We start from the raw sequence: 17677 nt of genomic DNA, 5'->3' as shown, positions 1-17677 counted from the left end.
GGGATCGGGATGGTGGTGACGGAACGGTTCAGTCGCGAAGTCCGCCGTCGGCGACGTCGCCGACCCACGAGGCGGCCTCGTCGAAGTCGGTGTCGTTGTCCTCGACGATTGCCGCGAGGGCGACGGCTCCGCTGCGCCCGAGCTGGCCGAGGCGCTGGAGGGCTGCGAGCAGGACGGGCGCGAGCTGCGCCGGCGTGGCGGTATCGAGATCGGAAATGGTCATGGTCTTACTCCTTGGTGGTGGATGGACTCTGGGATGAAGGGGATGTGACCGGCCGCCGGCGACGGACGCTGACGGCCGGGACGATCAACGGACCTGTTCGAGCAGGAGGCGCGCCTTGCCTTCCAGTTCGAGGCGGCTGTCCTGCTGGGACTTGGACCGGGCAACCGCGGTGATGCCGTTCACGAAGTCGAACACGCTCTCGGGCGGACGGCCTTCCTCCGCGATCACCGCCTGGATGATCCTGCCGGTCTCGGGCTTGGAGAAGCCGCGGTTGCGCAGGAAGGTCTCGCGGTCCTCGTCCTTGCGGGCGACGATGCGCTCGCGTGCGGCGCGGATGCCCTCGACGAAGGGGCGCGGCGAAGCGTCCGCGAACTGTGCCAGGGTCGGCTCCGCCTGTTGCGCAAACCGTTCGGCCGCGAATTTCGAGTGCCGGATCTTGATTTCCTCGAACCGTTCGATGCCGCCGACAAGGCGGTTGGCGCAGACCCAGCGCAGATAGAAGACCGCGACCCCGGCCGATCTCGCCCCGACTTCGCTGTTCCAGGCGTAGAAGCCCCGGAAGTAGAGATCGGGATCGCCATTGGGGAGCTTGCCCGCCTCGATCGGGTTCGTGTCGTCGACGAGGAACAGGAACACGTCGCGATCCGAGGCATAGAGCGTCGTCGTGTCCTTGGTGACGTCGACATAGGGGTTGTAGTGCATGGTGCGCCAGTCGAGCGTGCCGGGGATCTTCCAGCGCGTGTCGCCGGTGCCGTCACCCGCGAAGCGCATCACGGCCGAGACCAGTTCATGATCCCAGATGCGGCCGTAGTCGGGGCCGGTCACGGCGCGCAGCTCGGTGCGACCGTCGTCGGTCTGGAGCAATTTCACCTGTTCGCCGCGATGGGTGAGCAGGCCGTGCTGGAGATTGATGCCGGCGAGCTTCGCCGGGAGGTCGCGCAGATAGGCGGGTGGCGCGCCGACGAGGCTGCAAAGCTGGCCGAACGACCAGTTGGTGGGCGTGACGGGCATGTCGCTGCCGGGCAGGATCAGCCCGAGCCGTTCTGGCTGGCTGCGATGGGCTTCGACCTTGATCGTCTTGCTTTCGACGATCCGTGTATGGGCGCGGTCGGCGCGGCGGCGAACGCTGTCGAACAGGTCGCTTAGCGACAGGAAGCGCTCGTCGTCGGGACGCGAGAACCATTCGGACGAGACGCGGGCGGTGGATTTCCCGCGCGAAACGTCGACGCGGTAGCTGCGCGCCGTGGCAGGGGCAAGCGAGGCCATGGGTTGTTCTCCGTGATGGATGGAAATGGCGGCCGGGCGCGCGGCTCATCCGCCCGCATCGTCCGCATCCATTCCCTTCCTCCTCCTCCTCCACTGGCGGGACGGAGCGGCGTGGGCCTGGGTCTATTCGCGCGCGACGGTGGCAGACCTCGCGCCGCGCGAATGGTGGCGCGCGATCTCAGACATCCCGCCTAGAACCACGTTTCGCAAACGAGACAATGGCTCCACCAGTAACCATGCTTGTCGGCGACCTTGAACGCTCTGATGTTGAACCGTTTGCCGGTAGGGCTGGTGGGATCGTCGTAGCATTCGGGCGCGCCGCAATTGGTGCAGGTGAGGTCGTCCGTGACCTCGATCTTCGGGGGCTGGCGATGGTCCATGGGAGTCTCCTCTGGCGCGTGGTGCGGTTGCCCGCGAAGGGCGTCACGATGGAAATGGTGGCCGGGCGCGTGATTCATCCGCCCGCGTCGTCCGCCCCCACACCCTTCCTTCTCCTCTCCACCGGCGGGACGGGGCGACGTCACGCGGCGAGATCGAACAAAGGCATGGTCGTGACGTCGCCCGTGATCGCGGCTCGGTCGAGCACCGGATAAGGAAATTCTGGAACCTTCCGCGCCGCGATACGAGCCGATTTGGTAAGAGGAAACAGATAGGTGTGGCAGCCCGGATGGCGTTGGCGCCGTAGAAATCCCGTTCGTTCGAGATCGGCGAGCCAGGTGGTGCGGTCCTCGGCCAGCCTGGGCGGCCGCGCCCCGGCGCGCAGCAGATCCTCCACCGCATAGCGTTGCCCGCATTCGGCGTTGCGGATCTTCGAGATGGCGCGGGAGGAGATCGGGCGGCCATTCGGCATGATCAGGTCGGTGCGCGGACTGGAGCGGCCGACATAGCGGCTTCCCATGACCGCATAGATACCGCCGATATGGCCGGGCAGGATCACGGTGCCGTTCTCGTCCACCCGCCGCACTGGATCGGCATAGGAGATCACCGAGAGGATTTCGGGTTTCTCCCGGCGCAACAGCCGGAAGGCCCGTGCCAGCAGGAATGTCTCGGCATTGCCGCCCTGGCTCTGGTCGATCACGAGGCGGCCGAGATCGCAGGCCGCGCGCGGATTGGCGAGGCCGGCGCTTTTGGGAACGCTTGCGTCGTTGACCGGGTGGGAGAATACGCAGACGCCGACCAGTCGGGAGCGGCCGCCCTTGCCGTTGGCGAACAGGCCGATCGAGAGGCGCGTCACCGGCATCGAGCCGCTATAATGGTGCGCCCTCACATAGGGACCGGCATCGCGAGCCGTGTCTATGACGTCGACCGCCAGGCGCTTGGGGTCGATCTCGGTCGCGTTGGGAATCCAGCGGCAGCGCCGGTCGCGCCACCGCTGCGAGCGGGTGGTGAGCATGACGGTTTTCCCCGGTCTGTCAGGCGGCGCCGGCGCATCGGCGAACGACATCGTTAAAGGACCACGATCCGGGTGCCGTGGAGGACCAGTAGCGCCGGCATGCTGCAATCTCCTCCGGGGTCATTTGAGCCGCAAGGTCGGTTTTGAAGCCGAAAGGGTCTCGGGATGCAGCATCGATGACGGCCGCTGCACGTTCTCGCGGTAGGGGCATCCGTTCGTGAGTTTCTCGCCGGTCGACGGCATCTCCATGGGTATTCACGCGGATGTCGAACGCGGTGCCGTCGTCCAGCTCGATCACGATCAGATGCCCGGTGCCGAGATCGACACTGTGCATCTTCTCGATGTTCGCGCGGGTGCCATGCGCTTCGCTGACGATGTGCGGCGGGCAGTCGTCGGGATGCGGGAAAGCCTCGTCGCACCTGAGCATATGCGCGTCGATCAGTTCGCCGAGCCAGGCGCCGATTGTCGCGATCTTCGCAGCCATCACGCGGCCTCCTTCTCGGAGCGGCCCTTGCTCCAGGCCAGCGCGGTTTCGGTAGCGACCTGCTCGACCAGAACGATCCGTCCCCGGCTGCCGGCGATCTCGAATGGGGCGCACACGACAAAATCCATGTCGAACGCATCCTCGGCATCGTCCCAGGGACCGAAGCCCTTGTCGGTCTCGGAGATGATGCGGCGCATCGACCTGCGGGCCAGCTCCTCGATGGCAGGCAGATCGCCTTCCACGCGGGGCTGCATCGCGTCTCCGATCACGTTGATGCGGGCGGTGACTTCGACCAGTTCGGTGTGAAGATGGCTGGAGCGCATTACGACCAGCACTTTGCGTTGGATCGTCATTTGTCTTCTCCTTTGGGGGTGTCGTCATCGGCAAGCGCGGGCGGGTGATGGGCAAGACGGCTTCCCGTCGTCTGTCGGAAGGCGTGTCTCGTCCGCCCCCAGCTTCCGCACCCATTCCCCTCATCCTCCCCTCCACGAGCGGGGCGGAGCGCGTTCGGGCGTGGTGCGTGGGGTAAGCCGGACGTGCTGGCGGGGTGCGCCGGGGGCATTCGGAAAAAATGGTGCGGGATTCGCACCTAGTGTCACCTTCACAAGCGGCATCGTTCCCGATAGCCAGAGACTTTCGGCGATCAGGTTTTCGAACAGGCGGAGAAGCGACCCAGCATGACCGAAGCATCAGACCGTGACAGCACGCTCATCACCCTGACGGCCGACATCGTGGCGGCGCATGTCACGAACAACAGTGTGGCGGTGTCGGAATTGCCGACGCTGATCCGGAGCGTTCATGGCGCGCTGAACGGACTTGGCGCGGAAACCGTCGTCCCCGAAGTGAAACAGGAGCCGGCGGTGTCGGTCCGGGCGTCGGTGAAGCCCGATTTCATCATCTGTCTCGAAGACGGCAAGAAGCTCAAGATGCTCAAGCGCCACCTGATGACGCACTATCGGATGACGCCCGCCGACTATCGCGCCAAATGGAACCTGCCTGCGGACTATCCGATGGTGGCGCCCAACTATGCGGCGCAGCGCCGCACGCTGGCGCACAAGATCGGCCTGGGGCGCAAGCCGAAGGAAGCCGCGACGCAGCCGAGGCCCACGCTCAAGCTGTCGGGCGGTAACGGCTCGGGTGCGCGCCGGACGCGCAAGAAGCCGGTCGAGGCCGAACCGGCGGAGTGATGCGACTCTCGACAGCCGCGGCACGGTCCGCCGCGGCGCTTGCCTTCGCGCTCGCCATGCCGGGCGTCGCGCGCGCCGATCCCTGCACAGCGCCGCTGCCCCCTGCGGGAACGGCCTTTTCCGGCGTGGTGCGCTATGTGGGCGACGGCGACAGCCTGTGCGTCGGCCCCAGGGGACACCCCGATCGCTGGATCGAGGTGCGCCTTGGGGATTTCAACGCGCCCGAGCTGAACGAGCCGGGCGGCCGGCGGGCCAAGGAACTGCTGCGTCGCGTAGCGATGGGCCGCCCTCTCGTCTGCAAGGCCGGGCGGCGCAGCTACGATCGCGTCGTCGCTTTATGCACATTGGGCGGCCGGGCGGTCGGCGAGGTGCTGCGCCGGCAGGGCGGCCAGGAAGGCGGGCGCTAGGCGCGGCGCCTTCAATGGGTGTCGGGCAGAGTCTCGGCGTCCGTCTGCCGCAATAGGCCATCCAGGGTGAGCAGCGGCGTTCCGGCGACTTTCGCATAGGCATAGTGAAAGCAGTCGAAATTGCTGAGCGCGCGCTTGCCGATGCCGTGCTTCTGCGCGACCTCGACCGCAAGGCGCAGGGCATCGGACGGCGACATGGTATCGCGCAGCGCGATATTGCGCAGGTCGAGCCATTCGGTGACGACGGCATGGGCATCGAGATAGGAGCAGTTCAATTGCTCCGGCCGCGACAGGACGATGATCGCTTCCCATGCCGCGAGCGCCGAGGTGAAGGGTGCTTCGGCGCCGGCCAGCGCCCGGTCATAGGCCGGGGCGCTGTCCTCGTCCGCGAAAATGGAAACGATGGCGCAGGCATCAACGAACATCAGGCGTCGCCGGTGAGATCATGGTCGAGTTCATGCCATGCGCTGTCCGGCACCGGCTGGCGTCCGGGTGGGAACGCCAGTCCTCGCTTGGCGAGCAGCCGCCGCGCGGTTTCGGAAGGGCTTTCCTGCTGGACGCGCTTCTGGATCGCTTCCTTGAGCGCAATCACGATGGCCTCGGTGATCGTGGTCTGGTCGAGCTGCGCCAGGCGGCGGGCCAGCGCGTCGGCTTCGGGATTCCTGATGCTCAATGTCATTGTGTGGCTTCCTTCGTATGGCTCGTATATACGCTCTCATGCCGTTCGAAGCAATGTCGCGGCGCCGGTCATGCGGCCTGCGGGAATGCGGCGCTGCCGTCGTCATCCCGCGTCGTGATCTCTTCGAGGATCGCTTCGGCCTTGTCGGGCGGCAGGAACAGCCGCGTCCGGAAGCTGATGATCTCGGTGAAACAGCCGAGCGACTTGAACCAGTCGAGGCTTTCGACGGGATAGCCGCGCAATTCGAGCCGCTGCTGATCGTTGACCCGGACCTTGTGGAGACGCGCGCCCGGAAGCCCGCCGACCGGCGCCCCGGCCGACGCATCGGCGGCGGCGATGGTGTCGCAAGGCGAGAGACGGAAGCTCTCTGTGATTCCGAAGGCGTCGAGCAGCTTTTCCATGGCGCGGTCCGGCACGATGCGGCCGAGGATGGATTGACCGCCAGGCCCGGAGACGCGCCACACACGCACATCGTCTTCGGGGAGCTTGTTCCAGACCGGCAGCAGCAGGCCGGTGGCGATATGGATGGTCTGGATCTCGTGATTGTCGCGTTCGCTGGCGACCTCGGCCTGCCATAGCGCCTGGAAGCTGTCCCGGTCGATCTCCTGCCAATGGCTCGACGACAAGGCGGCGACCTCGATGCGCTCGCTGCCGGTGGGGCGGATCAGGCGCCACACGGGAACGAGGTTGCCGTCCTCGTCGAGGGTGGGCCAGGACGGCACGCGCAGGGCGATGCGCTTGGACCGTTTGTTGCGCAGGAAGGCCATATCGGAGCTGCTCTCCCACATGCGCATCAACGGCTCGAAGCCGGTCGGATGGCGGCGGATATGCAGCTTGAGCGTCTGCAAGCGGGTTTCGGCGCCGGTGCGGGGATCGCGGCGCAGCGGCCGGTCGTCGAGGATATGGATCTCTTCCGCGACGATGGTCTCGACGCCCTGGTCCAGCGTCCCCGCCTGACGGGCCGCTTCGACCCTGGCCTCGATGAGGCTGTTGAACTCGTCGAAGATCGCGTGCTGCGTTGCGATGCGCAGCGCGAGGAGACGATTGAGCCAGCGGTGAATGGGCGGCAGGCGTTCCAGTAGTGCGCCGCTGTCGGGATCGGTGAGGGTCAGCCCGGTCATCGCGGTGAACTCGCTCATCGTCGTGCTGGTCAGCTTGCCCTTGTGCAGGCGGTGATACCAGTTGACGAGCGCCTCGCGTGCATGGTCGCTTTCGAGATTGTCGGCCGAGCTGAAGAAGTGGCGGCTGCCGGCCTGCCGCTGGCCCTGGGTGAGCGCACCGAGGCTGTCCAGCTTGCGCGCGATCGGGGCGATGAAGCGGCGCTCGCCGGGGCAGTCGGTGAACACGGGCCGGAACTTGGGCGCCGTGGTCTGGTTGCTGCGATGCTCGCGGCCGTTGCGCTGGAGAAAGGCGGGCGCATTCCAGCCCGGTTCGGTGCCGAACGCGACGCGGCGCTTGCCCGCGCTTTTGCGGCCGCGCTCGGCATGGAGGCTGATCCCGACGCCACCGGCATTGGTGAGGACGAGGATATCCTTCTCGGCATCCATGAAGGCGTTGACCTCGGCGATGGTCGCGCGGGCGCTGCGGGTCTGGAGCTTCTGGCGGCCATCGGCGTCGAGGACGATCCGCCGGCTGCGGCCGCTGACCTCGGCCACGCGGTCGGCCCCGAAATGATGGATGATCGCATCGAGCGCCCAAGGAACGGGCGGCATCGCGCAGAGTCGTTCGATCAGCGTCTCGCGCGCGCGGATCGCGTCGGTGCAAAGGACAGGCTGGCCCTGCGCATCGACCATCATCTCCGATCGCAGCTCGCCGTTCTTGAGCCGGACCGGCCGCATCATGCGCGTGGGAAAGGCGTTGCGCAGATAGTCGATCATGTTCTCACGCGGGCTGAGGTCGAGATCGAGGTTGGCGCGCTCCTCGGCATCGAGTTCGGCAAGGCGCCGGTTGAGGACGGCTTCGCCGGTGGTCACGAGATCGACCACGGCGGCGTTCCCGGCGGCGATTTCCTCCTCGATGCCCGCGATCAGCGTGGGCAGCTTCATGGAGATGAGGAGTTGGGAGAAGAAGCGTTGCTTGGCGGATTCGAAGCGCGACAGGGCGGCGCCGCGCGCGCGGCCGTTGAGCGTCTTGCCGGTCATGCGGTCGACGACATTCGCGGCCTTGAAGGCTTCCTGAAGATTGGCGTGGATGATCGCCCAGGCGTCCGCATAGCTGTCGTAGATGCGGATCTGCTCGGGGGTCAGTTCGTGGATGATCGGGTCGAACTCGACGCCTTCGTAGCTGAGCGAGCGGGCCGTGTAGAGACCGAGCGCCTTGGCGTCGCGCGCCACGACCTCCATCGCCGCGACGCCGCCATGATCCATGGCCTTCATGAAGGCGTCGCGGTCGCGGAAGGCGGTTCCCGGTCCCCAGAGGCCGAGCCGGACCGCGTAGCAGAGATTGGCGGGATCGGTGGCGCCGGTCGCGGAGGAAAGCAGCACGCGGGCGCGCGGCAGCGCATTCTGGAGCCGGACGCCGGCCAAGCCCTGCTCGGAGCCCTTGGAAACGCCGAAGTCGGTTTCGGTGCCGGCGGCATTGCCGAGGGCATGGGCTTCGTCGATGGCGATGATCCCGTCGAAATCCTCGCCGAGCCAGTCGAGGAGCTGGATCAGGCGGGATTTCTTCTGGTCCTGCGCGGACCGCAGCGTCGCGAAGCTGAGGAACAGGATGCCGCTCGACAGCGTGATCGGGGAGCCGAGCGGGAAAGCGTCGAGGCCGACGATATCGGCGGGTGCGCCGCCGAGCGCGCTCCAGGCCGTCTTGGCGTCTTCGGCGAGGCGGGGATTGAAGGAGATCCAGACATGGCGGCGGCGGCCGCGCCACCATTGGTCCATCATGCAGGCCGAGATTTCCCGCCCCTTCCCGACGCCGGTGCCGTCGCCGATGAAAAAGCCCTGGCGGTAGGCGCGGCCGTTGGCGTCCTCGACCAGCATGTCGCCGGCGGGGTTCTGACGGAAGCGCCCCGGCAGGTCGCGCTCGAAGGCTTCGCCGGCATAGATGACGGCTTCGAGTTGCGCATCGGACAGGGCATCGTGCGCGGTTTTCGGAAGCTGCGGCCTGTAGCTCGGAACGGGCGGCAGCACCGAGGCCATCGCCATCGTCTCGACCAGCTTGGAAGGGTGTGGGCGCGCATTGGGGAGATCGATCCGCGCGAGGCGCCAGGCGGTATAGATGCCGACGGTTTCGCCGACGCCGCGCGGTTCGCCGCGCACGGCATAGTCTATGGGCGCGAGCGAGGTGTCCACCGCCTCGATGGCGGGCGGCTCGATCCGCGGGGGCCGGTTGGTCTTGTTGAACAGGGAAAGGGCCGACCTGCGAGTGCAGGCCGGCCTTTCGGGAAGCATTGGCGTCGTGGGCGCGGGCGGCGTCGGTCCCGGCCCGAGGCGATCGGGCAGCGCGAGGATATGCGGCAGCGCGTCGGTGAGCCGGTTGGCCGTGATCCTATAGGGCGAGCCGGACCAGCCCTTGTCGAAGATCAGGATGCGGATGCGCGTGCTGGTGCCATGCTTGGCATAGACGTCGCCGAGAATGTCGATCTCGACGCGCGGGCAAGCCACCTCGCGCACCGCTTCATAGCCGGCCCGGCCGGAGCCGTCGGCCGAGAAGCTCGACGGCAGGATCGCGACGCAGCGACCGCCCGGCTGGAGGCGGACCAGCGCCGAGCGCAAATGGCGCGCGCCGGCATGGCGATCGCGTCCGATGCCGTCGCTGCGGCTGAATGGCGGGTTGATCAGCACGACGGTCGGCCGGACCGAGCCCGGCAGGCAATCGTCGATCAGCGCCCCGTCATGGGTCGTGACCTTGTGCCTGGTGATGCGCGCGAGCAGCCCGGCGCGCTGGGGGTCGCGTTCGTTGAGATAGAGCACGGCACCGGCGCGCAAGGCGAGCGGGAGCAGCATCCCGGTGCCGGCGGAGGGTTCGAGAACATTGTCGTCGTCGCGTATCCGGGCGGCCAGCGCGGCGAGCCAGGCGAGCGCGGCGGGCGTGCTGAACTGCTGGAGATCGACCTGCTGCTCCGATCGGTAGGTCTGGGTCGGCAGGCTGCGTTCGAGGTCGGTCAGCACGGCGAGGATCGACTGGGGATCGGGGAGATTGAGGGGCGAGGTATCGGCGCTGCGCAGGAACAGCACCTGGGCGGCTTCCAGCGCGTCATAGGCGTCGCGCATCGACCAGACGCCGAAGCGGTTATGCTTGCCGAATGCCTCTTCCATGAAGCGGGTGAGGCGCTGGCGCGAGAGCGAGCCGGACTGCCGGATATGCTCGGCAAGCCGGACGGCGACCGAATGGAGCGTGGCATCCTTGGACGCGGCGCTATCGGCGGGCGCGTCGGCGCCCGGAACAAGGGATAGTGTCATGATGTGCCTTTCGGGAAAGTCGGCCGCCGGCGCGCTTGCTGGCGGCGGATGGAAAAGGGGCCGGAACATGACGTCCCGGCCCCAGGGGTGCGGTGATGGACCTTGCGGTCAGGCGGCTTCGGCCAGATCCTCGCCCGTCTCGGGGACGTCGATCATGTCGGCGTCGTTGGCCGCGACCGGCGCTTCGGCCTCGTCGGCGACAGGCTCCGGCGCCTCGGCCTCGTCGGGGACGGGCTCCTGCGCGACCGGATCGACGAGACGGATATGCTCGGGGAGCCAGGCGAGCGCCTGTTCCTTGATCTCCGGCTCGACGGGCACCTTGCCGGCGAACAGCTTCTCGGCCGAAACGGCGAGGTCGTGCTTCTTCGCCGCGCCGTAGCGCGACTTGAGTTCGGCGCCCCCGATTTCCTCGAACAGGTCGAGGATGCGGGGCCGCGTCACCGCGTCGAAGAAGTTCCGCGCGGTCGGACGCCACCAGCGGGCCACGTCGATGTCGAGCGAACGGCCGATATGCTTGAGGAACGTCGCGCCCGATTCCCCGTCATGGACCGGATGGAGGGTCCGCGCGATCGCCCAGGCGAACCAGGCGGCGCGCATCTCGTCGTCCAGCGCCCGGAAGGCGTCGAACCGCGCCGTCACGTCGCCCGCGTCGAGCCAGCTCCGGTCGAGGTCCAGTTCGAGCTTGGCCCAGGCTTCGGCGGCCGGGGATTCGCTCTTGAAGGGACCGACGCGCGACGACGCCACGGTGGCGCGCAGGTCCGAGGCGAGGTCATAGATGCCACCGAAGCGCCGGTTCGCCGCGTCCGCCATGATGAAGGTGCCGAGGTCCATCGCGAAGGCGGGATCGTTGGCGACGTGGAGCGCCACCAGTTCGGTCCGCATCGACCCGAGCCGGTCGATCAGCTTCTGGCTGAGCAGCGGCTTGACCGGCGCCCCGGCGCCGTCCGCATCGGCCGCGCCCTCCGCCTCGTCGGGGGTGAGGTCGTCGTCCTCGTCCGCCTCGCTGTCCTCGTCCGTTTCCGGCGGCGCGATGAACAGCGTCTCGCTCATGGTCGGCTTGCCGTCATCGCCGATGATGACATAGGCGAGCGCCTGCGCCTTCTGCTCGGGATCATAGACCGGCTCGCGCTCGTCGATCTGCGAGAGTTCGGCTTCCAGGGCTTCGAGCCGCGCGTCCTGCTCGTCGCTATAGCCTTCGTCCTCGTCGACATTGTCGTTGATGGCGTCGATTTCCGCGCTGATTTCTTCACGGCGCGTCTTCTGTTCCTCGGTGAGCGGGAGGACCGTCCCCTGGAGCCGGCGCAGGCCCGTGGTCGAGAGATAGGGGACATGCGTGCCGGCGATGACACGCACCTCGGCAACGCCCTCGCGTTCGCGGATGGCGTCCGCGGCGGCGGCCAGCGCCTCGTCGGCGAGCCGGTCGACCAGATCCACGTCGGTCCAAAGCTCGGTATCGGCATTGGAGTAGAGATCGCGGTCGATATTGCCGCCGGCGGCCGCATAGGCGTCACGACCGACGAGCAGCGCCTTGGGATCGTTCCCGAGATAGTAGCCGGCCTCGACGCGGCTGCGGATCTCGGAGACGCTGTTGCGATAGTAGCTGCCCGCAAGTTCCTCGAAGACCCTGGCCTGCCTTTCCCGGTTGCTGGTGCGGGCATAGGCTTGGGCGATCTCGATGCCGATTTCGCCGTTGCGCAGCGCCTCGAACACCGGCGGGGCGAGATCGGCGAGACGCAGGCGGCCTTCGATGAACCGCTCGGTCTTGCCGAACCGGATGGCGAGGTCGGCGGCCGTCTTGCCGGTCTTGTCGATGATGCGCTTGAAGCCCATGCACTCGTCGGCGGCGTTCATGGGCAGATGGAAGTAGTTTTCGATCTGGCTCATTTCGAGCGCTTCGGCCTTGCTCTTGGCGACGAGGATGGGGACCATGAAGTCCTCGGGCAGCTTGCCCTCGGCGATGTTGGCCTGGGTCTGTTCGAGCCGCCGGCTGCCGGCGTAGATCTCGAAATGGCCCTTCTTGCGGGGCACGGGGAGACCGATCAGGTTCTCGATGATGATGCCGGTCTCGCCGATATTGGCCTTGAGTTCGGCATCGGCGTCCGCATCGCTCCGGGTGCGGACATTATCGGGCGACTTGTGGCAATCGAGCGCCCGTGCATAGACGATGGTGTGCTTGGTCATGGAGTTTCTCCTGTGCGGAGGTCACGGACCTGACCATCAGGCCGCTTTCCGCACCCACTCCCCTTCTTCCTCCCCTCCACTCTGGAGCTGGTCGTTCCAGTCGTTGTGGCCGAGGGCGGGTAGCAGCGTCTCGATGGCGCGGCCGGGCCGCTCGTGGGCGATGCTGGCCTTGCCGGCGCCGGTGAGGCCGGCGGGATCGTCGTCGGGCAGGAGGATCAGGCGCTCGACGCGATCGGGGATGGCGACCTGGGCGAAGCGTTCGTTGCTGAGCGCCGCCCAGACCGGAATCCGCAGCAGGATGTGCGCCGACCAGGCGGTCTCCCAGCCTTCGGCGAGCCCGAGGACCGAGGAGGGCACGCCGAAATGGATGGCGCCGTCGAATGGCCTGCCGAGCATCCGCTTGGCGGGATCGAGATCGGCCGCGGGCAATCCGGGCGGCACGTCGAGGAACAGGCGCTCGACGCCGATGACGCGATCGCCCGCGCGCACGGCGGCGAGGAGCGCCGGGCGGAAGCGGGCGGCACCGCGAGGACCGAGCGGCGTGCGGGGATGATAGCGCAGCGCGTCGGCGGCGCCGGGAAGCCCGCGCCATCGGGCATAATGTTCGCCGGGCGTGCCGGGAAGCGGCCGCGCCTCGTTCCAGAGGGCGCGGGCGCGGGCGGCGATGGCGGCATCGCGTCCTTGCCATGCCGGGCGTGGGGCGGGCTCGTCGGTGGTCGGAATGTCGAGCTTGAGACGGCGGATGGCGCGCAGCACGTCGATCGTGTCGCAGCCCGCGAAGCAATGGAACAGGAGGCTGCTGCTGCCGACGCGCACCGACAGGCTCGGCCGCCGGTCGGCATGGACGGGACAGAGGCAGAGGCCGCCCTTGGCGGTCCAGTGTCCGCCGAGATTCTTGACGATGGTGGCGCCGGCGGTTTCGAGTTCGAGGTCGATGGTGCGTGACACGGACAGTCTCCTTCGACTGCTCCACCTCTTCCTCCCCTCCCATCGGACCGGCGCGCGCGATCGGGCGCGCATCGGGATGCAGGCGCTGCGAACGATCAGGGCTTGGCGGCCACGATGGAAAGCCACCGCTTGCTGGCAGGCGTGCCGCTCGTTACGACTGGAAAGATGATCGCCGAGCCATCCTGGTCCTTGCTCGATCCCCGGCCGGTCGCGGCGGAGGCGCCTTATACTTTCTTTCTGCCGAGCCCCGCCGAGATCGCCGCGGTCGGTAAGGGCGACATCGTGCGATTGACGTTCGAATATGCCCACGAAACCGAGAAATGGCCGGCGGAGCGCATGTGGGTCATCGTCGAGGACGCCCAGGGCGATCATCTTGTGGGTGTGCTGGACAATCAACCGGACGAACCGACCTCGCCGTTAAAACCGGGCCAGTCGATCCGCTTCGAGCGCTTTCACATCCTGTCGATCGAATGGGCGCATCCTGAAACGGCCCCGCGGCCCAATGACGGCCGGGACTATTGGGACCGCTGCCTTGTCGACGAATGCGTCCTCAATGGCGAGGAGCCGGTGGAATATATCTACCGGGAAGAGCCCGACATGGCGCGGGAGGGGGATAAATATCCCGACAGTGGATGGCGCATCCGGGGCCGCACGGGCGATGCCACGGATGAGGAACTGGATGCGCGCAAGCTGCACTATGTGGCTTTGGGCGCCGTTCTGAACCGGGATGACAGTTGGGTGCATCTTGTCGATGCGCCGGTCGGCACCGAACTGGTGCGCGATTTCGAGACGAACAGCTATATCGCGGACGGCGGCGACTGAGCGGGCGATCGCCGCCCGTGCGCTATGAGGGAAACAGGATCGCGGTGTAGTCCTGGGCGCCGTGCAGCACATGCAGCACGACGACCCTTTCCGCCTCGATCCGGTAGAAGATCAGGTAATTGCCATGGCCGCAGCGGCGGACGCCCTTGTCCTCATAGCGCTGGACGAGCGGATAGCCGCGTGGAAGGTCCGCGAGGCCGAGGCATTTTGCGCGCAATTCCTGAATGAAGGTGATGGCGCGGGCCGGATTGTCCCGCGCGATGAAGTCGCCGATCGCCTCGATGTCCCCTTCGGCTTCAGCCGATAGATGGACGATCATCCGGCATCGCGCGCGAGGCCGCGATATTTGGCTTCGAGCCGGTCGAAGACGGCATCGGCGGGCCGGGTGCGCCCGGCATCCGCATCGGCGAGCCCGCGCGCGATCGACGCATCGAGGGCGGCCAGGCGCGTTTCGCGATCCTGAATGAGGCGCACGCCTTCGCGCAGAACCTCGCTTTTCGAGTTGTAGCGTCCGGCCTCGACCAGTGCCGCGACGAAGGCTTCGAGTTGACGTCCGAGATCGGCGCTGATCATGGGCAAGTCCTCCTGGCCGCCACTATAGCGTTTTATCAACTATTATCAAAGCCCCGATGGCGGCCGAGTTTGAATTGTGGCACATCCTCCCCCGACCTACTCCGATCCACTATGATTGGCGGAAAGCATGGAGCAATCGGCAATGACGCAACCTGAGAAAATTATAATCACCTCGATGAATGGGGAGGATAGGCGCGCGGCCGTAGAAGAAATGAAGAAAATTTTGGATAGGCTCCGTGCGATACCGGAGTGGGAAAGCCACGGAAAAGACGGCATCATTCTCCAAGATGAGGATGGCACGGAGGTCGAGATTACTAGCCAATCTGGCTCCTACGAAGCATTCCGCATTGAGGTCCGGCCAGCAGAAAGCCGCTAGAGCGCGGAAAGATCGATTCCAGATTGGCTTGAGGCGCCGTGACCAAATCCGTGCGGGCTCTACCGCCCGAACGCGGCGATCAGCCCGACGCGGTTCGCTTGGCGGTGCCGGCGATGGCATCGACCGATTGCGCGGCGCCCGCGAGGATGACGTCGAAGCATTGTTCGAGCTGCCTTCGGGTCGACGGCGTGAGCTGGACCAGCACGCGCCGTCCGTCGCCGGGATCGGGCGTCCGGGTCACGAGGGCGCGGTTCTCCATGACCGTGAACGAGCGGCGGGCCGTCCCGAAGGCTGCGGATGCCGCGCCCCAGAAGCTGGTGATCGACGTGGTGCGCCCTTCATGCTCGCGGACATAGAGATCGAGCAGCATTTCGCTGGCGGGATCGGCGATGAGGTCGTGGCCGAAGGCGCGGCCGATATAGCGGCGCGCGGCGAGGATTGCGCGGCAGAGATCGGCATAGCGTGCTGTCCGGTCGTCCTCGCCCTCGGCGGGAGCGTCGGGCGGGCCGCCTCCCTCGTGGGCATGGGTCGGCGGATGGTCGGTGTGGGCAAGGCCGAACAAGGGGTCCGAACAGGTGCAGGGCGCGTCGAACGGCTCGAACGGCCTGTGTTCCCCGGTGCCGAAGGCGCTGCGGATGCGCGCGTCGGCGAGCCGGAGGGCGACCTGTTCCGCCTGCCAGAGCAGATGTTCGGCATCGCGCAGGAAACGGGCGCCGTCCGCGGTGGTGCGAAGGCCGGCCGCATCGTCGTCGAACAGGCGGAACCGGAGCTGTGCTTCGAGCGCCGCGACCTGTTCCTCGATGGCGGTGGCGACGACATCGAGCGCGGCGGCGGCGTGGCCGAAGCTGCCGTGCCGGGCGGTCGCGAGCGCGTAGCGCAGTTGCTTCAGATCGAACGGCATGGGCGCGTCCTCCCGATGTGCCCGACCGGCGTGGTGCTGGGCAGCAAAGCGTGTGCCATTGGCGTCCTCCTGTGCGCGCCTTGGCTTATGGACGGCGACGTCTCGCGGCGCGCTCCTACGGTCGCCAGGGAGGTCTGGACGCGGAGCCGATGCCCGGAAAACGTGCAACCCTCCCACTTTGAGACAGGTGGGCGGCGATGAAAACGAACGCATTTTTACAGATTTATGACGTCAACTCATCAGCACGATGCCGCCGGGCAGCTCGCGCACGCCGACATTGAGGAGCTGCTGGATCTGCACGACCGCATTGTCGATCTGGTCGGTGTGGAAGATGCCGTTGACCGGACGGCGCGCGAGCGCGTTGTTGGCGAGGATGATCTTGGCGCTGCGATAGCGGTTGATGTCCTCCAGCGCCTCGGCGAGCGGGGTGTTGCGGAAGATGAGCAGTCCCTGGCGCCAGCCCGCGGCGCGCGCGGGATCGACGTGGGTGATGCGGGCCTCGCCGCCCGGCAGCGCCACGAGCTGCTCGCCCGCCTTGAGCAGGCGGCGATCGGCGCCGGTGTCGCGCTCGATCGCGCCGGACAGGCAGGTGACGCAGGTTTCGCGGTCGCTGGTGCGGACATTGAACGTGCCGTCGCGCGCCAGGATGCGCTCGCCGCCGGCCTTCACCAGAAAGTCGGCCGGAAGGCCGGGCACCGCGACATAGGCTTCGCCGGTGACGAGGCTGGCGCCGCGCCCGCCGTCGAGGATGGAGAGCGCCGAGCGCGCGTTGAGGTCGATCCTGACGCCGCCGGCCAGCGCGATCTCGCGGCGCTCGCCCTGTCCGGTGCGATAGTCGGCGGTCAACTCGGCGAAGGAGGGCCAGAGGCCGAGCGGCGGCCGGGCGACCATGAAGGCGGCGCCCGAGGCGGCGATGGCGCCGCCGCCGGTGAGCATCGCGCGCCGGTCCAGCATGACGGGCCGGGCCTTGCGGATGGGCGTGACGTTGCCGGCCCTGGCGATCGCCGGATGCGGCAGGTTCATGGCGCGCACCGCCTTGCGGAATGCGGCGGCTTCGCGGAAGGCTTCCTCATGGCCGGGGCCTTGCGCGCGCCATTGCTCGAAGGCGTGCGCATCGGCCGTCGTCGCCGACCCGGAGGTCAGGCGCACGACCCAATGCAGCGCCTCCTTCACCAGGGGGTCGAGATCGTCGTTCAAGGGCTCCTGCTGGCTCATGGATGATATGCGTGTCCGCTTGCCGTGGTCATTTGGTCTCTCCCTGCTTTGAAGACAGTTTGGGGGCGGCGGTCGCGAACGACTTTCTCTTGCCGAGCCGCCTGGCGCAGTGTTCGATCGCCCGCTTGAGTTCCTTCTGGACGGTCCGCAGCGTGACGCCGTAGCGCTCGGCAAGCGCGTGATGCGACTGGTCGCCGATGAAGGTCTCGTAGAAAATATCCTGCTGGCGCTCGGTGAGTTCGGCAAGCGCCGCCTGCAACCGTTCGACCTCGCGCCGGTCGCCCGCGATGATCTCGGGGCCGGGGGCGTCGTCGACCACGGTGAACAGCGCGCTCAGATCGGTGAAGTCCAGCAGCCGCTCCTGCGAGGTCCGCAGGTTCTTGGCGGTATTGGCGACGGCCTGGGCGACGTAGTTTTCCGGATCGCGCACCGGATTGAGGTCGCGCGGACGCTGGAGGCGCAGCCAGGTCTCGTGCATCGCGTCCTCGACCAGATCGGGCGCGAAATTGCGGGAGAGCCTGGCCTTGATTTCGGCATAGCGCTCCTGAAGCGCGCGGACGAGCTGCTTGCGGGTGCTTTCCGGCATGGCGTCGTCGTCGCCCGAACGGGAGTCGGCGGTCATGAC

General features: G+C 67.1%; 20 protein-coding genes. 4 read left to right on the top strand and 16 right to left on the bottom strand.

The window, feature by feature from the left end:
- Positions 1 to 28: 28 nt before the first annotated feature.
- The 6 genes from L6Q21_RS09695 to L6Q21_RS09670 all read right to left on the bottom strand — a co-directional run bounded on the left by L6Q21_RS09695 (position 29) and on the right by L6Q21_RS09670 (position 3719).
- Complete coding sequence (locus L6Q21_RS09695) at positions 29 to 223, bottom strand: hypothetical protein (protein WP_237830542.1); 195 nt, start codon at positions 221 to 223, stop codon at positions 29 to 31.
- 84 nt (positions 224 to 307) lie between these two features.
- Positions 308 to 1489, bottom strand: coding sequence for a DUF932 domain-containing protein (locus L6Q21_RS09690; RefSeq protein WP_237830541.1), 1182 nt, complete (start codon positions 1487 to 1489; stop codon positions 308 to 310).
- A 191-nt stretch (positions 1490 to 1680) separates the two neighbouring features.
- On the bottom strand, positions 1681 to 1869 hold the full coding sequence (locus L6Q21_RS09685; protein WP_237830540.1) for a hypothetical protein: 189 nt from the start codon (positions 1867 to 1869) through the stop codon (positions 1681 to 1683).
- 140 nt (positions 1870 to 2009) lie between these two features.
- Positions 2010 to 2882 (bottom strand): Mom family adenine methylcarbamoylation protein, encoded by an 873-nt coding sequence (locus L6Q21_RS09680; RefSeq protein WP_237830539.1) that lies wholly within the window; start codon positions 2880 to 2882, stop codon positions 2010 to 2012.
- A gap of 19 nt (positions 2883 to 2901) precedes the next feature.
- Positions 2902 to 3366 (bottom strand): hypothetical protein, encoded by a 465-nt coding sequence (locus L6Q21_RS09675; RefSeq protein WP_237830538.1) that lies wholly within the window; start codon positions 3364 to 3366, stop codon positions 2902 to 2904.
- Positions 3366 to 3719 (bottom strand): hypothetical protein, encoded by a 354-nt coding sequence (locus L6Q21_RS09670; RefSeq protein ID WP_237830537.1) that lies wholly within the window; start codon positions 3717 to 3719, stop codon positions 3366 to 3368. The genes L6Q21_RS09675 and L6Q21_RS09670 overlap by 1 nt, the downstream gene beginning before the upstream one ends.
- Positions 3720 to 4043: 324 nt before the next feature.
- Between L6Q21_RS09670 and L6Q21_RS09665 the strand changes: the two genes are divergently transcribed.
- Together L6Q21_RS09665 and L6Q21_RS09660 are read left to right on the top strand one after the other, a co-directional pair.
- Entirely contained in the window at positions 4044 to 4553 is a 510-nt protein-coding gene (locus tag L6Q21_RS09665) for a Ros/MucR family transcriptional regulator (protein ID WP_237830536.1), read from the top strand.
- Positions 4553 to 4960, top strand: a complete 408-nt coding sequence (locus L6Q21_RS09660; protein WP_237830535.1) for a thermonuclease family protein — start codon at positions 4553 to 4555, stop codon at positions 4958 to 4960. The genes L6Q21_RS09665 and L6Q21_RS09660 overlap by 1 nt, the downstream gene beginning before the upstream one ends.
- Before the next feature lie 11 nt (positions 4961 to 4971).
- Here L6Q21_RS09660 and L6Q21_RS09655 read toward each other — a convergent pair whose 3' ends face one another.
- From L6Q21_RS09655 to L6Q21_RS09635, 5 genes are all read right to left on the bottom strand, one after another.
- Positions 4972 to 5385 (bottom strand): type II toxin-antitoxin system VapC family toxin, encoded by a 414-nt coding sequence (locus L6Q21_RS09655; RefSeq protein ID WP_237830534.1) that lies wholly within the window; start codon positions 5383 to 5385, stop codon positions 4972 to 4974.
- Entirely contained in the window at positions 5385 to 5639 is a 255-nt protein-coding gene (locus L6Q21_RS09650; RefSeq protein ID WP_237830533.1) for a type II toxin-antitoxin system VapB family antitoxin, read from the bottom strand. Before L6Q21_RS09650 ends, L6Q21_RS09655 begins: the two co-directional genes overlap by 1 nt.
- Before the next feature lie 68 nt (positions 5640 to 5707).
- The gene (locus L6Q21_RS09645; protein WP_237830532.1) at positions 5708 to 10036 is read right to left on the bottom strand and encodes a strawberry notch-like NTP hydrolase domain-containing protein; all 4329 of its coding nucleotides are present in this window, start codon (positions 10034 to 10036) and stop codon (positions 5708 to 5710) included.
- Between the two features lie 108 nt (positions 10037 to 10144).
- On the bottom strand, positions 10145 to 12217 hold the full coding sequence (locus L6Q21_RS09640; protein WP_237830531.1) for a ParB/RepB/Spo0J family partition protein: 2073 nt from the start codon (positions 12215 to 12217) through the stop codon (positions 10145 to 10147).
- A gap of 36 nt (positions 12218 to 12253) precedes the next feature.
- Positions 12254 to 13165 (bottom strand): DUF7146 domain-containing protein, encoded by a 912-nt coding sequence (locus L6Q21_RS09635; protein ID WP_237830530.1) that lies wholly within the window; start codon positions 13163 to 13165, stop codon positions 12254 to 12256.
- A gap of 102 nt (positions 13166 to 13267) precedes the next feature.
- Here L6Q21_RS09635 and L6Q21_RS09630 point away from each other — a divergent pair, with 102 nt between their 5' ends.
- The gene (locus L6Q21_RS09630) at positions 13268 to 13987 is read left to right on the top strand and encodes an immunity protein Imm33 domain-containing protein (protein WP_237830529.1); all 720 of its coding nucleotides are present in this window, start codon (positions 13268 to 13270) and stop codon (positions 13985 to 13987) included.
- 22 nt (positions 13988 to 14009) lie between these two features.
- Here L6Q21_RS09630 and L6Q21_RS09625 read toward each other — a convergent pair whose 3' ends face one another.
- A complete protein-coding gene (locus tag L6Q21_RS09625) occupies positions 14010 to 14306 on the bottom strand; it encodes a type II toxin-antitoxin system RelE/ParE family toxin (protein WP_237830528.1) in 297 nt (98 codons plus the stop codon).
- Positions 14303 to 14560 carry a type II toxin-antitoxin system ParD family antitoxin gene (locus L6Q21_RS09620; RefSeq protein ID WP_237830527.1) on the bottom strand — a complete coding sequence of 86 codons (258 nt, stop codon included), beginning with the start codon at positions 14558 to 14560 and terminating at the stop codon, positions 14303 to 14305. Before L6Q21_RS09620 ends, L6Q21_RS09625 begins: the two co-directional genes overlap by 4 nt.
- A gap of 127 nt (positions 14561 to 14687) precedes the next feature.
- On the opposite strand from L6Q21_RS09620, the gene L6Q21_RS09615 reads away from it, so the two are divergent.
- Complete coding sequence (locus L6Q21_RS09615; RefSeq protein WP_237830526.1) at positions 14688 to 14936, top strand: hypothetical protein; 249 nt, start codon at positions 14688 to 14690, stop codon at positions 14934 to 14936.
- Between the two features lie 79 nt (positions 14937 to 15015).
- On the opposite strand, the gene L6Q21_RS09610 is transcribed toward L6Q21_RS09615, so the two are convergent.
- The 3 genes from L6Q21_RS09610 to L6Q21_RS09600 all read right to left on the bottom strand — a co-directional run bounded on the left by L6Q21_RS09610 (position 15016) and on the right by L6Q21_RS09600 (position 17674).
- The gene (locus L6Q21_RS09610) at positions 15016 to 15837 is read right to left on the bottom strand and encodes a LysR family transcriptional regulator (protein ID WP_237830525.1); all 822 of its coding nucleotides are present in this window, start codon (positions 15835 to 15837) and stop codon (positions 15016 to 15018) included.
- Between the two features lie 231 nt (positions 15838 to 16068).
- A complete protein-coding gene (locus L6Q21_RS09605) occupies positions 16069 to 17052 on the bottom strand; it encodes a FecR family protein (RefSeq protein ID WP_237830524.1) in 984 nt (327 codons plus the stop codon).
- 28 nt (positions 17053 to 17080) lie between these two features.
- Entirely contained in the window at positions 17081 to 17674 is a 594-nt protein-coding gene (locus tag L6Q21_RS09600) for an RNA polymerase sigma factor (protein ID WP_237830523.1), read from the bottom strand.
- Positions 17675 to 17677 lie beyond the last annotated feature (3 nt).

The organism is Sandaracinobacteroides sayramensis (assembly GCF_022014495.1).
In the GTDB taxonomy this organism is placed as follows: domain Bacteria; phylum Pseudomonadota; class Alphaproteobacteria; order Sphingomonadales; family Sphingomonadaceae; genus Sandaracinobacteroides; species Sandaracinobacteroides sayramense.
The sequence above is the reverse complement of the archived record's forward strand: the minus strand, read 5'-3'. Positions and strand labels throughout refer to the sequence as shown.

What these genes read in the sequence shown, in the direction of transcription:
- L6Q21_RS09695 (WP_237830542.1), bottom strand. Translation starts at nt 223, where the DNA reads ATGACCATTTCCGATCTCGATACCGCCACGCCGGCGCAGCTCGCGCCC.
- L6Q21_RS09690 (WP_237830541.1), bottom strand. Translation starts at nt 1,489, where the DNA reads ATGGCCTCGCTTGCCCCTGCCACGGCGCGCAGCTACCGCGTCGACGTT.
- L6Q21_RS09685 (WP_237830540.1), bottom strand. Translation starts at nt 1,869, where the DNA reads ATGGACCATCGCCAGCCCCCGAAGATCGAGGTCACGGACGACCTCACC.
- L6Q21_RS09680 (WP_237830539.1), bottom strand. Translation starts at nt 2,882, where the DNA reads ATGCTCACCACCCGCTCGCAGCGGTGGCGCGACCGGCGCTGCCGCTGG.
- L6Q21_RS09675 (WP_237830538.1), bottom strand. Translation starts at nt 3,366, where the DNA reads ATGGCTGCGAAGATCGCGACAATCGGCGCCTGGCTCGGCGAACTGATC.
- L6Q21_RS09670 (WP_237830537.1), bottom strand. Translation starts at nt 3,719, where the DNA reads ATGACGATCCAACGCAAAGTGCTGGTCGTAATGCGCTCCAGCCATCTT.
- L6Q21_RS09665 (WP_237830536.1), top strand. Translation starts at nt 4,044, where the DNA reads ATGACCGAAGCATCAGACCGTGACAGCACGCTCATCACCCTGACGGCC.
- L6Q21_RS09660 (WP_237830535.1), top strand. Translation starts at nt 4,553, where the DNA reads ATGCGACTCTCGACAGCCGCGGCACGGTCCGCCGCGGCGCTTGCCTTC.
- L6Q21_RS09655 (WP_237830534.1), bottom strand. Translation starts at nt 5,385, where the DNA reads ATGTTCGTTGATGCCTGCGCCATCGTTTCCATTTTCGCGGACGAGGAC.
- L6Q21_RS09650 (WP_237830533.1), bottom strand. Translation starts at nt 5,639, where the DNA reads ATGACATTGAGCATCAGGAATCCCGAAGCCGACGCGCTGGCCCGCCGC.
- L6Q21_RS09645 (WP_237830532.1), bottom strand. Translation starts at nt 10,036, where the DNA reads ATGACACTATCCCTTGTTCCGGGCGCCGACGCGCCCGCCGATAGCGCC.
- L6Q21_RS09640 (WP_237830531.1), bottom strand. Translation starts at nt 12,217, where the DNA reads ATGACCAAGCACACCATCGTCTATGCACGGGCGCTCGATTGCCACAAG.
- L6Q21_RS09625 (WP_237830528.1), bottom strand. Translation starts at nt 14,306, where the DNA reads ATGATCGTCCATCTATCGGCTGAAGCCGAAGGGGACATCGAGGCGATC.
- L6Q21_RS09620 (WP_237830527.1), bottom strand. Translation starts at nt 14,560, where the DNA reads ATGATCAGCGCCGATCTCGGACGTCAACTCGAAGCCTTCGTCGCGGCA.
- L6Q21_RS09615 (WP_237830526.1), top strand. Translation starts at nt 14,688, where the DNA reads ATGGAGCAATCGGCAATGACGCAACCTGAGAAAATTATAATCACCTCG.
- L6Q21_RS09610 (WP_237830525.1), bottom strand. Translation starts at nt 15,837, where the DNA reads ATGCCGTTCGATCTGAAGCAACTGCGCTACGCGCTCGCGACCGCCCGG.
- L6Q21_RS09605 (WP_237830524.1), bottom strand. Translation starts at nt 17,052, where the DNA reads ATGAGCCAGCAGGAGCCCTTGAACGACGATCTCGACCCCCTGGTGAAG.
- L6Q21_RS09600 (WP_237830523.1), bottom strand. Translation starts at nt 17,674, where the DNA reads ATGACCGCCGACTCCCGTTCGGGCGACGACGACGCCATGCCGGAAAGC.